This is a genomic window from Acinetobacter sp. BD54, assembly GCF_044778325.1.
Taxonomy (GTDB): domain Bacteria; phylum Pseudomonadota; class Gammaproteobacteria; order Pseudomonadales; family Moraxellaceae; genus Acinetobacter; species Acinetobacter baumannii.
In genome coordinates this window covers 43,587-57,844 of sequence record NZ_JANJEP010000002.1, presented here as the reverse complement: position 1 = coordinate 57,844, position 14,258 = coordinate 43,587, and the positions used below count along the sequence as shown (strand labels likewise).

12 protein-coding genes are annotated in these 14,258 nt (G+C 39.4%); 6 read left to right on the top strand and 6 right to left on the bottom strand.

What is annotated here, in order from left to right; all coding sequences use genetic code 11:
* Window positions 1-41: 41 nt before the first annotated feature.
* Complete coding sequence (gene hrpA / locus NQ782_RS03020; RefSeq protein WP_000931786.1) at window positions 42-3,899, bottom strand: ATP-dependent RNA helicase HrpA; 3,858 nt, start codon at window positions 3,897-3,899, stop codon at window positions 42-44.
* 352 nt (window positions 3,900-4,251) lie between these two features.
* On the opposite strand from hrpA, the gene ahpC reads away from it, so the two are divergent.
* Together ahpC and NQ782_RS03010 are read left to right on the top strand one after the other, a co-directional pair.
* Window positions 4,252-4,815 (top strand): alkyl hydroperoxide reductase subunit C, encoded by a 564-nt coding sequence (ahpC, locus tag NQ782_RS03015; RefSeq protein ID WP_000052794.1) that lies wholly within the window; start codon window positions 4,252-4,254, stop codon window positions 4,813-4,815.
* Window positions 4,816-5,007: 192 nt separating this feature from the next.
* Complete coding sequence (locus tag NQ782_RS03010) at window positions 5,008-5,223, top strand: KTSC domain-containing protein (protein ID WP_000024050.1); 216 nt, start codon at window positions 5,008-5,010, stop codon at window positions 5,221-5,223.
* 64 nt (window positions 5,224-5,287) lie between these two features.
* On the opposite strand, the gene NQ782_RS03005 is transcribed toward NQ782_RS03010, so the two are convergent.
* Both NQ782_RS03005 and NQ782_RS03000 read right to left on the bottom strand, forming a co-directional pair.
* Entirely contained in the window at window positions 5,288-5,875 is a 588-nt protein-coding gene (locus tag NQ782_RS03005; protein ID WP_001133993.1) for an O-methyltransferase, read from the bottom strand.
* Window positions 5,876-5,911: 36 nt separating this feature from the next.
* A complete protein-coding gene (locus NQ782_RS03000; protein WP_000058246.1) occupies window positions 5,912-6,130 on the bottom strand; it encodes a DUF1653 domain-containing protein in 219 nt (72 codons plus the stop codon).
* A gap of 260 nt (window positions 6,131-6,390) precedes the next feature.
* On the opposite strand from NQ782_RS03000, the gene ahpF reads away from it, so the two are divergent.
* Window positions 6,391-7,956: an alkyl hydroperoxide reductase subunit F gene (gene ahpF, locus NQ782_RS02995; RefSeq protein WP_000886807.1), complete on the top strand. Its 1,566-nt coding sequence runs from the start codon at window positions 6,391-6,393 to the stop codon at window positions 7,954-7,956.
* 173 nt (window positions 7,957-8,129) lie between these two features.
* A complete protein-coding gene (locus NQ782_RS02990; RefSeq protein WP_001037894.1) occupies window positions 8,130-8,474 on the top strand; it encodes a hypothetical protein in 345 nt (114 codons plus the stop codon).
* 63 nt (window positions 8,475-8,537) lie between these two features.
* Here NQ782_RS02990 and NQ782_RS02985 read toward each other — a convergent pair whose 3' ends face one another.
* Entirely contained in the window at window positions 8,538-9,149 is a 612-nt protein-coding gene (locus NQ782_RS02985; protein WP_000781338.1) for a glutathione binding-like protein, read from the bottom strand.
* A 207-nt stretch (window positions 9,150-9,356) separates the two neighbouring features.
* A complete protein-coding gene (locus NQ782_RS02980; protein WP_005124401.1) occupies window positions 9,357-11,795 on the bottom strand; it encodes an ExeM/NucH family extracellular endonuclease in 2,439 nt (812 codons plus the stop codon).
* Between the two features lie 145 nt (window positions 11,796-11,940).
* Between NQ782_RS02980 and trmB the strand changes: the two genes are divergently transcribed.
* Together trmB and NQ782_RS02970 are read left to right on the top strand one after the other, a co-directional pair.
* Window positions 11,941-12,657, top strand: coding sequence for a tRNA (guanosine(46)-N7)-methyltransferase TrmB (trmB, locus tag NQ782_RS02975; protein ID WP_005124402.1), 717 nt, complete (start codon window positions 11,941-11,943; stop codon window positions 12,655-12,657).
* Window positions 12,658-12,827: 170 nt separating this feature from the next.
* Window positions 12,828-13,454: a glutathione S-transferase family protein gene (locus tag NQ782_RS02970; protein ID WP_005124403.1), complete on the top strand. Its 627-nt coding sequence runs from the start codon at window positions 12,828-12,830 to the stop codon at window positions 13,452-13,454.
* A gap of 10 nt (window positions 13,455-13,464) precedes the next feature.
* On the opposite strand, the gene NQ782_RS02965 is transcribed toward NQ782_RS02970, so the two are convergent.
* On the bottom strand, window positions 13,465-14,244 hold the full coding sequence (locus NQ782_RS02965; protein WP_057093436.1) for a Rossmann-like and DUF2520 domain-containing protein: 780 nt from the start codon (window positions 14,242-14,244) through the stop codon (window positions 13,465-13,467).
* Between the last annotated feature and the right edge of the window lie 14 nt (window positions 14,245-14,258).

Genomic DNA, 14,258 nt, shown 5'->3' with positions numbered 1-14,258 from the left:
CGTTGCCAGCTAAAAACAACATAAACAGACCCCGATCTATTTTAACTGATTCCCAAACGATCCCATAACTTTTGTAGTCGAGTTGGCGAAATAGGCATCTTGGTTTTCATCGGCTGAGAAAATAAAGAAATACGTAATTCTTCCAGCATCAAATACAATTCTTTGATTCTTGGATCATTTTTGAACTTAAATACCTTGTCCATCCATGGATCGACATCGTCAATAGCAGCATGATCTCGCTGTAGATTATTTGGCAATCGATCTAAACGCAATAGCAGCGCTTTTAAATAACGTGGATATTCCTGCCAAAGATCAACTGGCTGGCAATAGACAAAATTGCCGAGTGACATTAAATCGAGTTGATCTTCAATATCATCGATACTGCGTCCAAATACGTCCGGATCAAGTACTAAAAGTTGACGACGGATTTGTTGCCACTGAATATAAATATCACTTAATTGCTCAAGTGCTTGCTGCCCATAGCTCAAAAATTGTTTTTTAACTTGTTCAAGCAATTGATTAAATTCACCAGCATTGATTGGCAAAGTCGTAATTGCCATTTGTAAAGTCGCGTATACCAGCATTTGCTCAAGTTTAGCTTTATCGCCTAAAGGTGAATAAGCCAACGCAAGCGGTTTCGAAATCTGCTTTTTCAACTGACGAACCAAATCGCCAAGTTGCATATGGACCAGACGAATAATACCTTCTCGATGCTGTTTAATCGCCTCTGCCTGATCGTTAAATGTTTGTATAACCACGCCGGACTCATCTTTCGCCTCAAGTTCGGCAAAATTTTTAGTTGGCACTAAAGCTTGATATTGTTTAACAACAACACCTGTCACCTTCTGTGAAGCTTCAAAGGTAAAGTTTTCAGGGAAGGTTTTAAATTCACCTTTTTGCTGTTTCACCGGACGATGCGTTTCTACGCGACAACGAGCCTTCAACTCAGCCAAGTCACGGCCTTTGGCGATCAATTTACCTTTTTCATCAATCACCTTAATAAAAGGCACCAAATACGGATCTATGCGTTCAAATGAAAAATCTTTTTCAGTAATCTGCTCACCACGTAAAGCAAACGCCAGATAGCTAAAAATATGTTGCCGCAAATGTACAGCATCAATACCTTGCATGAGCTTACGCGCCGTATCTGGGATCGGTACGAGGTTACGACGTTTATCTTTTGGTAAGGCTTTCAATAAGGCTTCAATGAGATCTAAACGCCAGCCTGGAATCCCCCACGACCAAATATTTTCATCTACCTGAGGCAATGCCTGTACCGGAATTTGGACCGTTGCGCCATCTTCATCATGGCTTGGGTCAAAACGATAAGTAGTTGCCAAGCGTAACTGGCCATTATGTAAATGATCAGGGAATTGCTGTGTGGTCGGACGGTCATTGAGCCAAAGCGCATCATCTTCCACGTATAAATAACGCGGATTTTTTGCTTCTACAGTTGCCCGCCAGTCTTCAAAACTACGACGACTCGCAATTTCTTCAGGAATTTTCGACGCATAGAACTGATAAATCGTTTCTTCATCGACCACCAAATCGCGGCGACGTAATTTATCTTCAACTCGCTCTACTTCTTCAAGTTTAAGCAAGTTGTGTTTTAAAAATGGTGGAACTGTACCCAGATTTCCTGTGGTTAATGCATCACGTAAGAAAATCTCATGTGCAGCAGGTTGGTCAACTTTCTCAAAATTAACCAAACGCTTCGGTTCAATAATTAAACCAAACAATGAAATTTGTGCATAAGCATTTACAATACCGGCTTTTTTAGACCAATGCGGCTCGAAATAGTGATATTTCAATAAGTCGCGTGCAGCAAGCAAAATCCATTCAGGATCAATTTTTGCTAATGTACGTAAATAGACTTGAGAGGTTTCCACCATCTCAAAAGCCATCACCCACGCAGTATTGGTTTTGTGCAATGTGCTGGCTGGAAAAACTTTAGCCTTTTGCTGACGTACTGCCATAAAGGTATTACGTTCATCAGTTTTATTAGCAATAAAAGACAATAAACCTGTTAGCAACGCACGGTGCAAATTTTCATAATTTGCAGGCTTTTCATTAAAACTAAGTTTTAAACCTTCGGCCAGCTCAACCAGCTGTTGGTGTGTCTGTTTCCATTCCCGTAACCGTAACCAGCTTAAGAAATGCTGCTTAGCAAATTGACGACGCTTGTTTTCCGACATTCCTGCTTCACCTTTAGGATTTAAAGTATCCCAAAGTTTTAAATAAAACAGAAAATCTGAATCTGCCTCTTTGAATAGTGCGTGCTTTTGATCAGCTTGCATCTGTTTATCTGCTGGACGTTCACGCGGGTCTTGAACTGCAAGTGCACTGACCACCACCAAAATTTCTTTGAGTACACCAAAATGAGCACCACCCACGATCATACGTGCAAGTCTTGGATCAATTGGCATACGTGCCATCATTTGCCCGACTTTAGTCAGCTCATTTTTCTTCTCGTTAAGTGCGCCTAACTCAATGAGTAGCTTACGACCATCATTGACTAGACGGAAATCTGGCGGCTCAATGAAATCAAAGTTTTCCAGCTCACCTAAACCTAAGCTCTGCATTTGCAGAATAACCGATGCCAAATTGGTTCGCTTAATTTCAGGTTCGGTAAACTCAGGACGACTTAAAAAGTCTTCTTCGCTATATAAACGAATACACACACCTGGAGCAACACGACCACAACGCCCTTTACGTTGATTTGCTGCAGCTTGTGAAATTGCCTCAATCGGTAAGCGTTGCACGCGTGAACGGTAGTTATAACGAGATATACGTGCAAAGCCGCTATCAATCACGTAGCGAATATTAGGAACAGTCAGTGCAGTTTCTGCAACGTTCGTCGCAATAATAATACGGCGGCCCTTTCCACTTGGGCTAAAAATCTTTTGTTGCTCAGAAACGGCTAAGCGTGCATACAAAGGTAAAATTTCGGTATGTCTCGGCCCGTACTTTTGTAAGGTTTCCTGCAATTCTCGAATTTCTTGCTCTGTACTTGAGAAAATCAGAATATCTGCATGTTCTGGATGGCCTTTTTCTTCGGCATCAGCAAAGCATTCCTCTACAGCTTGTACGACTGCACGCGGCAGGTTTTCTTCAAAGTCATCGAACTCGTCGTCATCACTACCACCAATATTCATTTCTGAAATTGGGCGATAACGCACTTCAACCGGATAACTACGCCCTTCTACTTCAAAAATTGGTGCATTATTAAAGTAGTTACTAAAACGATTTACATCTAAAGTTGCCGAAGTCACGATGACTTTTAAATCTGGGCGTTTTGGCAATAACTGCTTTAAATAGCCCATAATAAAATCGATATTGAGTGAGCGCTCATGCGCCTCATCAATAATAATGGTGTCATATTTAGACAAGAAGCGGTCATTGCCTAACTCGGCAAGCAAAATACCGTCGGTCATTAACCGGACAATCGAATCTTGCGAACCTTGTTCATTAAAACGGATTTTAAAACCAATTGACTCGCCAAGTTTTTCGCCGACTTCTTCAGCAATACGCTGCGACACACTACGTGCAGCTAAACGACGTGGCTGGGTGTGACCAATCATGCCCGTTAAGCCACGCCCTGCTAACATTGCAATTTGAGGGAGCTGAGTAGTTTTCCCTGAACCTGTTTCACCTGCCACAATAATGACCTGATGCTTTTGAATCGCTTCTATTAAACGGTCAGCATATTGGGTTACAGGAAGGTCCTGATTTAATTTGATTTTTGGTAAGCGTTCAAAACGCTGTCTAACTTTAGCATTAGACTGTTCAAATAATTTTTCAATCTCTGCAGTATTGGCTTTTTTATCTTTACGTAAACGATTTAAACGGTAACGATCTCTCGCCATCACCCACTGATCTATATTTAAACCATTCAGCACAGATAAATTTTCCTGAAAATTCAACAATCCTCTATTTTACGCCTTAATGACCATAAGGTAAAACAATTGGTTTTTTATATATTTTTAATTTTTTTACATTTCACCCTTGAATTTTTAGTATGTAAGCTTCATGTTGTTAGGCAAGTTTCTTTTACTATAACTGTCATTTGATTTACATGTTTTTGCAGTCAAATCGAATACAGTATTTGGGGACTTAAAAATCGAAAATTTCATACTTATTCAATTTTCCGATTTTAGTCATGTAAAAATACTATTTCCCCAATAAAGAATTTTTATTTATTCTACATCTCGTAAACAAGTTTAAATATAAACCTCAATCATGGAGACAATGATGAGCTTGATTAATACTGAAGTTAAACCTTTCCAAGCAACTGCTTACCACAACGGCCAATTCATCGAAGTGAACGAAACTAACCTTAAAGGTAAGTGGTCTGTTGTATTCTTCTATCCTGCTGACTTCACTTTCGTATGTCCTACTGAGCTTGAAGACTTAGCTGATAACTACGCTGAATTCCAAAAATTAGGCGTGGAAATCTACGGTGTTTCTACTGACACTCACTTCACTCACAAAGCTTGGCACGACACTTCAGACGCGATCAAGAAAATCCAATACCCATTAATCGGCGATCCAACTTGGACTCTTTCTAAAAACTTTGACGTTTTAATCGAGTCTGAAGGTTTAGCTGACCGTGGTACTTTCGTTATCGATCCAGAAGGTAAAATCCAAATCGTTGAAATCAACGCTGGCGGTATCGGTCGTGACGCATCTGAACTTCTTCGTAAAGTAAAAGCTGCTCAATACGTACATTCTCACCCAGGTGAAGTTTGCCCAGCTAAATGGAAAGAAGGCGAAGCAACTCTTGCTCCATCTATCGACCTAGTTGGTAAAATCTAATCTCTCTTAGATTTTAAAAACCTAAAGAACCATCCTTTATCGGATGGTTCTTTTGTTTTGAATAAGCACATCACATTTTCTACTGATACTTTTACAATTCTGCCCTTCCCCGTTACCTAAACATTGAGTAATGTCAAACAAACAACTGGTTAATTTTTGAGTACGTTTGATATGACATAAAGGGGTGCATTTATGGCGAATACAGCGGTCGTCACTTCATGGAAATACAATGCGACATCGCGTCATTTAAAAATCTTTTATAGCGATGGCTCAGGAGATCTTTATCATCCTGTTCCTGAGTTTGTTTATGACAACTTATTACGTTCAACCGATAAAGCCGCTTTTGTACACAAATACTTAGAATTTAATTTGCACTTTACCCGACTCTCTTTGGTGATTGCCTCATAAAATTATAAAAAAGGCCTGTTCAAAACAGGCCCCAACTGGAATATGAAAAATTATTTCAGCATAACTATTTTGTGACCACTAAACACAAACCTGCGCCGACAGGCAAAATGCTACTCATGTAATCCGGATCTTTTTTAATTAAGGCTATAAATCGATTTACTTCTGCCGCATGAGATATCACATTATCAACGACTAAAACCCCACCTTTAGGCTTCATTAGGCGTTTTAAATCTGGCCAATAATTTTCATATGCATCGCGTTCAGCGTCTAACAAAATAAAATCAAATTTTTCCTGAGCTGCTTTTAAGTAATCGGCTGCATCTCCTACCCAAAATTGAACAATTTCACTGAGCTCTAACTCAGCTACATGACGTTTTGCCTCTGCACTTCGCTTTGCATCAATTTCAACTGTAATGACTTGCCCACCAGTCGCTTGGGCAGCTTCAGCAAGCCACAAAGTTGAATAGCCTGTTGAAGTGCCAATTTCCAAAATAGACTTGGCTTGCTGCATACGAATAAGCTGGGAAATTAGCTGAGCAGATTCTACTTCTATATTACGATACCGTTGTAAACGATCGGATTGCTGCGAGTCATGCTGTTTAAAGGTGTCATATAAATCAGCAACTCTTTGTAAGAAAATAGTATTTGGCATCTATTTTACTCCTTCTTTATATGACAGCCGTTTTATTTAAGTACTTTGTATTAATTTAAAACGCGGTACGACGCTACCATCACTCATTTGCACGGTTTCAGTAAACATATCAAGTGGTCGAACCCAAGTTGAATAATCACCATATAAACATTGATAAACGACCAATTCCTCTTCAGTTTCACTGTGTTTTGCTACAGAAAAAACTTGATAGAGATTACCTTTATAATGCTGATAAATGCCGCGTTGCAATGACATGAAAGTACCTTTTAATGTTATGACATAAAATCTTTACAGCCATATAACATATATAAATTTTCAAACACTTTCACTTTAAAATACTGCAAAACTAAAAATGAAATTAAGATGCTCTTTTGCACTTTCTTAACTTACGCGTTGTTGCAAACCAACATTCAAAAAAACGATTAAATTCATAAAAACATACTGTTTTACCTATTCATTGTTTTAACGTACTATGCATCTATTGAAAGAATTTGGATGCATTGGAGTAAAAACAGATGTTAGATCAAAACATTAAAACTCAATTAAAAGCTTACCTAGAACGTTTAGAAAGTCCAATCGAATTAGTTGCTGCTTTAGATGAATCAGATAAAGCTGCTCAAATTAAAGAATTAGTAACTGAAATCGCTGAGCTTTCTGACAAGGTAACAGCCCGTTTTGACGGTAATAATACACGTCGTCCAAGCTTTGGTGTGGCTAAAGCAGGTGAACAGCCTCGTGTATTCTTTGCAGGCTTACCAATGGGTCATGAGTTTACGTCTTTGATCTTGGCTCTGTTACAAGTGTCTGGCTATGCACCTAAAGTGTCAGATGAAGTTTTAAATCAGATTAAAGGCTTAAACCTCAAAGCTAACTTTGATGTATTCGTATCATTAAGCTGTCATAACTGTCCGGATGTGGTACAGGCGCTTAACCTGATTGCCATTTATAACCCGAACACCACGGCAACCATGATTGATGGTGCATTCTTCCAAGACGAAGTGGAACAACGCAAAATCATGGCTGTACCGATGGTATTCCAGGACAATGAACACATTGGTCAAGGCCGTATGACCCTTGAAGAGATTGTGGCAAAACTTGATACCAATTCAGCTGAAAAAGACGCAGCAGCACTCAATGCCAAAGATGCGTTTGATGTATTGGTGATTGGTGGTGGACCTGCGGGTGCAACAGCTGCAATCTATGCAGCACGTAAAGGCATTAACACAGGTATCGTGGCTGAACGCTTTGGTGGTCAGGTCATGGATACCATGGACATTGAAAACTTCACTTCTGTACAAAAGACCCAAGGTCCTAAGTTTGCTGCTGAAATGGAAGCACATGTTCGTGAATACGATGTGGATATCATGAACCTGCAACGTGTCAGCAAAATCACTGGTGCAGACCAAACAGCAAACGGTTTGGTTGAAGTTGAACTTGAAAACGGTGCAAAACTTGAATCGAAAACTGTGATCCTTTCAACAGGGGCACGTTGGAGAGAAATGAATGTACCGGGTGAAGCTGAATACCGTACCCGTGGTGTAGCGTACTGTCCACACTGTGATGGCCCATTGTTCAAAGGCAAACGTGTTGCCGTGATTGGTGGTGGTAACTCAGGTGTTGAAGCGGCGATTGACCTTGCAGGTATTGTTGAGCATGTAACTCTGGTTGAGTTTGACACTAAACTTCGTGCTGACCAAGTCTTGCAAAACAAGTTAAACAGCTTGCCAAACACCACTGTGATTATGAATGCATTAAGCACAGAAGTGTTGGGTGACGGTTCACAAGTAACCGGTCTTAAATATAAAGACCGTGCGACTGATGAAGAGCATGTGGTAGAGCTTGCAGGGATCTTTGTACAGATTGGTTTACTTCCAAACACTGACTTCTTAAAAGACAGTGAGGTTGAGTTAACCAACCGTGGCGAGATCATTGTCAATGACCGCAACGAAACCAATGTGAAAGGTGTATTTGCTGCGGGTGACTGTACTACTGTACCTTACAAGCAGATCATTATTGCTACAGGCGAAGGCGCTAAAGCATCACTCTCTGCGTTTGATTACATCATTCGTTCTGGGCAGTAAAATCGGTCAAATCACTATCATTTAGTTCAAGCCTAGCATTACAAAATGCTAGGCTTTTTTAATACTAGAGTTACAACTTTTTAACAATTTTCGATCTTTATTAATCAGTTACTTTATGTTTATATTTTAGACATCCATAATTTTGGATGCCATGAATTAGAAGGAAAAACACAATGAATAAATTACTTGTTGCTTTAGGTCTTGCTGCGACTGTTGCCCTTGTTGGTTGTAATAAAGATAAAGCTCCAGAAACTGGCGCGACTACAGGTGAACACTTAGAAAATGCTGCTCAACAAGCAAGTGCTGATATCAAATCTGCTGGTGATCAAGCTGCGAGCGATATTGCAACTGCAACAGACAACGCTTCAGCTAAAATTGATGCTGCAACCGACCACGCTGCTGATGCGACTGCTAAAGCTGCAGCTGAAACAGAAGCTACTGCACGTAAAGCGACTGCTGATACAGCTCAAGCTGTTGAAAATGCAGCTGCTGATGTGAAAAAAGATGCTCAACACTAATTCGCTTTAGTATTAAAAAAGCCCCTATTTCTTAGGGGCTTTTTTAATACTTTTGAAAATTGCTTATGAAATTAAACCTTCATCACGCATTGCAATTTGTACTGACTGACGTTCTGCAACTTTATTACGTAAGGCAATAATATGTTTATATGGCGTTAAATCATGCTCAATTGAGTTTGACCAATTTGTTAAAACAAATAAATACGCATCTGCTGGACCAAAATTATCATTTACCAAATAGTCATAATCCGACTCAGCCAAATAATTATCGATATATTTTAAAAGACGGTCGATTTCAGCATAAGCTTTGGTTTTTTCATCATTTGTTAACGGTGCCCCAAAAAATACCGCGTATGCATCATGCAGTTCAGAATTTAAATAGCCCAACCATTCTAATACTTTCGCACGGCCTAAGCCCGAAGGAGGAATCAAATCTTGTTTAGGGTCATGCTGAGCAAGGAAAGGTAAAATCGCTACGTTTTCAGTTAAAATTAAACCCGGATTAATTTCTAAAGCTGGTACATATCCCTTTGGGTTAATTTCATAATAATCTGCACCTTTTTCTGTTTTATGTGTTTTTAAATTTACTCGTTCTAAATCAAAATCAACATTAATTTCATTTAAAATAATATGTGCAGCTAAAGAACATGCGCCTGGCGAATAATATAATTTCATATCTGATCCTTGTTATCTCACATTAACGTTTTAAATTGGTTCTAAAAAACCTGCAAGGTTTGTACAATTCCTTAATTGTAAAAAAGCGTAAATTTATAAATTACTTACACTACCTAATATTCTTGAAAAAGTTTTCCCTTGCAAGTTGTCTTGCGTGACGATTGTTTAAAATATGATAAAACACATTCACATCACGCATTTTTACCGTTAACTACGTTTAAAAAGCTGGCTAATCCATTCCATTAATTGAGATAAGAAATCGAAAATTGGACTTTTCTGGTTATCATTTGGCTGATTCGAGTCTTTGCCATTTAAATCTAGATCGACAATCACAGGGTCATGATCCGAAGAACGATAGGCATCTTCGCCATAGAACAAAGCTTTTTGCTCATCAGTTTTATATTCTTCGTTGTAATCTAGAACCGTCGGTTCGTCAGCATTAATATGCCAAGCAAAAGTACGAACTACTTTTGGATATAAATCTGCATCAGCAATAGCATGGTCTAAGTTACCCGCTCCACCATTACCATTTGCATCGCTTGCCACCCCAAAAACATAACTGTACGCCTGAGCGCCTTGCCCAACTTTAGCGTCATTGAGTAAGACTTTATAATTGGCTTTTTCAAATGCCAAAATCGGTGCCTCTTTTGCATAACTATTCATGTCTCCAACGAGTAAAGCATTTTGCTTAGGCACTTGCGTCGGATTTTTTGCTAGCCACTGTACAATTTGATCAACAGCTTTTACACGGGTTGGATTCCAACATCCCTGACCATCATTTTGATCTGCATCAGAAGAGCTGGCATCTACCCCACTACATCCTTTTGATTTCAAATGGTTTGGAATAACAGTAAATGTTTTATTACCACGAACAGCTTGGAAAGTTTGAGCTAAGGTTGTTCGGTTTTTATCACCTAAATCAAGCACAACAGCTTTATTTAAAGGCTTCACACGCTTGCTGTTATAAATAATCGCAACAGCAATAACATCATTACCTAAACGATCCAGATTTTCAGGAATAACATATTTCCAGTCTGGACCTAGTGCACTGGTTAAATGAGCAATCGCGCTGTTTGGGCCATAGCCATTGTTGGCAATTTCCATTAAACCGTAAACGTCAGCATCAATCGATTTGAGTGCACTCACAATTTTACGGTGCTGTTTATCAAACTCTGCTTGTGTGTTTGCACCACGCTGTGTTGGGAAACCTGTTGCACCATTGTCATAGTTCAAGACGTTAAATGAAGCTACACGAATATGATTGGCATTTTTCGTAATAATATTTTGACGCGGGTTGGTTTGAGTAACAACTTCTGGTTGCGTACGTCCAAGCACTGGTTGTACGCGCCAACCGTTAAAACGATATTCTAAAATCCCTTCGATATTTTTAAGCTGATAGCCTGAACGCAATGTATTGGCAGCACTAAAATTTGTAGGTAACCATGGCGTACGGTTTTGGTTGTTATAACCATCATCAAAAATAATTTTAGATAATAAATTTTTCTGAGCTAGAGCTTTAGCTTCAGGAGATAGCGCTGGATATAAATTGGTTGGAATATATAAGCGACCTAAACTTAACGATAACTCACCATAACGACCATAATTATAATTCTCACTCACCGTTAAAGTCTGAGGCAATTTCACCAACATGCCTTGATAACGCTGCGGAGAATGGGTTGAACCGCCTGTTAAGCTCGAAAATGGTAGTTCAAGGCTAATTGGCTGAACCTGATTTGCCATATTGCTATTACAGGTTTGAATATCTTGTTGTAATTGGTCAATCTGTAGCTGATTTTGATAGCTGGTTAAACGGCCACGTAAAATAACCTCATCACCAATTTGTCCACCTTTCACCGTACTACTATTCGGAATATAAACAAAAATGGCATTGCTCACATTTGCACGTGCTTTCGTATCAGGTGTTTGAACATAAAAACCTGAGAAACCATTTGCATAACGATAGTCGGCAGTAATTACCCCACGCACGGTATAAGTCTGGTTTTGTGCTGATGTTGCTAAATCGGCAATTGGTGTATCTGAGCTTGAACAGCTGACCGTTTCAATAGGAGGCTGAGTAGTAGTACCTGATAGATTTGTAAAATCATTTCGGTTTGCCCATGCTGCCCATGAATGGTCCAAATCAAATGCAGCTGTCGGATCAATACTCAAAGCTGGATTTTCAGTTTCAATACGTTTAAAGCTATTTCCCAAGCTTGAAACGGCAGTTCCCCATCCTGCCTCAGGTCGCTCCCCAATACGGCCAAAACGATCTACAGGTGTGCCTTTATAAACAAGCACAACTGCATCATCCCCATTAAAAGACAATGCAGCCACTTGATTTACTTTATTGCCAAGTTCTGTCTGTAACTCTGAACGCCCCACCAAAAATTTTTGTTTACTTGCAAGTGTACCTTGTAAACGGAAAGTGGCTGTTTTCGCAGTCCCACCATTATTAAATTGTTGAATTTCATAATCAGCCAAGTTAACGGTAGTACCATCCGGGTTATAAATTTCTAACCCTTTTTTATTACTGCTACCATCAACATACTGGCTAAACATGAGCTGTGCCTGAGCAACAGAACTATATGAAAATGCACCTAATGCACTTAAAAAAACCGAAAGTGTTTTTAATTGAAAAGTTTTCATGAGTAAAAATGTTCATGTGAGTTTTAATTAGCCTCTTAGCTTAAATATTGATCATGACATCTACATGAAGAAAAACACCGAAACATTTGACTTGACCACCTGAAGACTTAAAATACCGCATTTGAATTTCAATATTGCCAAGGTTATGTCGATCGATCAGTTACAAACGCAAATTGCAGAATTGGACAATTTGCCTGAACACCGTGAAATTGTGACGTTTATGCGTCGTTCAGCCCCACTCAATACGTCTCAACGCACGGCTTTAGAACAACATCGCGATTTAATTTTGGAATATCCCGTGGGTGACTTACGTCAGCACTTTGAGCATCCGGAGCGCCCTTTAACAGTTGAAATCGGTTTCGGTATGGGCCGTTCTTTAGTGCTTATGGCTAAAGCGAACCCTGAACGCAACTATGTGGGTATTGAAGTCCATGTACCAGGCATTGCTCAATGTGTCTATGAAGCAGGTATGGCAGAGCTTAAAAATTTACGTGTACTCGATGCTGACGCAATTCAAGTACTACGTGAAATGCCTGACAACAGTATCAACTGCGTACAACTTTACTTCCCGGACCCTTGGCAAAAGAAACGTCATTTCAAACGCCGCTTCGTTATTCATGAACGTATGCAATTGGTTGAACAAAAACTTGAGCTTGGTGGCACATTCCACGCTGCAACAGACTGGGAACCGTATGCTGAATGGATGTTAGATGTTTTAGACAACCGTCCAAACCTTGAAAACTTGGCTGGTAAAGGCAACAGTTATCCTCGACCAGAATGGCGCCCAGTGACTAAGTTTGAACGCCGTGGCATAGAGTCAGGTCATAAGATTAATGACTTTATCTTTAAGAAGATTAAGTAAGAAACAGGGCTTAGTAACAAACTAGGCCCTTTTCATTTCAATATTAAAAATTAAATAAACCTATAACTTATCTTGTCCATTTTTCTGGCTAATTAAAGATTGCCAATTGAACTCAATCTCGTTATTTATAGAAAAGGTACTTGCCATACTAAAAATACTAAGGACAACACATGTTAAAAATCTTAGGTCGTGATAATTCTATTAATGTTCGCAAAGTCTTATGGCTATGTGACGAATTAAATCTTACATATGAGAGAGAAGATTGGGGCATAGGTTTCCGCTCCGCTCAATCTCCTGAATTTTTGCAATTAAATCCTAATGGTCAAATTCCAGTGATTTTAGATGGCGACTTAGTCCTTTGGCAGTCGAATAGCATTATACGTTATCTAGCAAATGCTTATGATAAAGACCATATACTCTACCCAACTCAAGCTAAGCAAAGAGCTATTATTGACCAGTGGATTGATTGGCAAGCTATAGAACTGAATAACAGTTGGACTTATGCATTTATGTCGCTCATTCGACATTCAGCCCTTCATCAAGATCCGAATTTGTTACAACAAGGTATTGATCAGTGGAATAAACAAATGCAGATTCTCGATCAACAACTTGCAAAAACTCAAGCCTATGTTGCAGGTACTGTGTTTACTCTAGCTGATATACCAATTGGGCTGTCTGTGCAACGCTGGAAAGCCACTCCTTTTGACCATCCAGCGCTTAAACATGTCGACCAGTATTTTGAACGTTTAAATCAGCGTAAAGGCTTTTTAAAATGGGGCAATAACGGTCAACCTTAACCTCTTAAAATTAAGATGAGTGATGGCGCTTTACGATGCCATCACTTAAAAGTTGATAAACCTGTTTTAAATCATCTCGATTTGCTTGGGCTAATAAGCTTTGATGCATTACCAAGATATTCTGATCTCCTCGCATTGCAGGTCCTGTTTGCATTTGCTTTGGATCATTTTCAGTAGCTTTTTTTGCTGTTTCCAGAATTAATGGGTAAAGCAAGCCAAAGTCGACCTGCTCTGCATCTACAACTTGCTTTGCCATATCAAAACAATAATTACTAAAATTACAGGCAAACACGGCTGCCAAATGCAAAGTTAAACGTTGCTTAGAGGTATATTGATACACTCGCTTACTTAGGCTATTTGCTAAATCAGAAAGTATGATTAAATCATCTTTATTGGTCGCCTCTACAAATAATGGAGTGGCTTGCCAATCAACGTCTCTTTCAAGACTGAACGTTTGCAAAGGATAAAACACCCCTGCTTTTTCATGTACCTGACTGATGACTTGAATGTCTGTACTCCCCGAAGTATGAACCATAAGCGTTTCGGGAAATAACTCGTGTACCTGCGTTGCAAGTTCAGCAATAGCACTGTCTGAAACAGCTAGAATAATTAAATCGCTTGGTTGAAACTCTTGAAGAGACTGACATGCTTTCGCTTGAATTTGCTCTGCAAACTTCTTGGTTTTCTCAAAATCACGCGCATAAACTTGTGCGATGTGATGACCTTGAGCCAACAGTACCTTTGCCAAATGAAAGGCAACACGCCCACTCCCTAACAAACTAATTTTCATGCCAACCTAACAAT

Excerpts from the sequence above, each read along its gene's own strand:
- ahpC (WP_000052794.1), top strand. The coding sequence starts at position 4,252 with ATGAGCTTGATTAATACTGAAGTTAAACCTTTCCAAGCAACTGCTTAC.
- NQ782_RS03010 (WP_000024050.1), top strand. The coding sequence starts at position 5,008 with ATGGCGAATACAGCGGTCGTCACTTCATGGAAATACAATGCGACATCG.
- NQ782_RS03005 (WP_001133993.1), bottom strand. The coding sequence starts at position 5,875 with ATGCCAAATACTATTTTCTTACAAAGAGTTGCTGATTTATATGACACC.
- NQ782_RS03000 (WP_000058246.1), bottom strand. The coding sequence starts at position 6,130 with ATGTCATTGCAACGCGGCATTTATCAGCATTATAAAGGTAATCTCTAT.
- ahpF (WP_000886807.1), top strand. The coding sequence starts at position 6,391 with ATGTTAGATCAAAACATTAAAACTCAATTAAAAGCTTACCTAGAACGT.
- NQ782_RS02990 (WP_001037894.1), top strand. The coding sequence starts at position 8,130 with ATGAATAAATTACTTGTTGCTTTAGGTCTTGCTGCGACTGTTGCCCTT.
- NQ782_RS02985 (WP_000781338.1), bottom strand. The coding sequence starts at position 9,149 with ATGAAATTATATTATTCGCCAGGCGCATGTTCTTTAGCTGCACATATT.
- NQ782_RS02980 (WP_005124401.1), bottom strand. The coding sequence starts at position 11,795 with ATGAAAACTTTTCAATTAAAAACACTTTCGGTTTTTTTAAGTGCATTA.
- trmB (WP_005124402.1), top strand. The coding sequence starts at position 11,941 with ATGTCGATCGATCAGTTACAAACGCAAATTGCAGAATTGGACAATTTG.
- NQ782_RS02970 (WP_005124403.1), top strand. The coding sequence starts at position 12,828 with ATGTTAAAAATCTTAGGTCGTGATAATTCTATTAATGTTCGCAAAGTC.
- NQ782_RS02965 (WP_057093436.1), bottom strand. The coding sequence starts at position 14,244 with ATGAAAATTAGTTTGTTAGGGAGTGGGCGTGTTGCCTTTCATTTGGCA.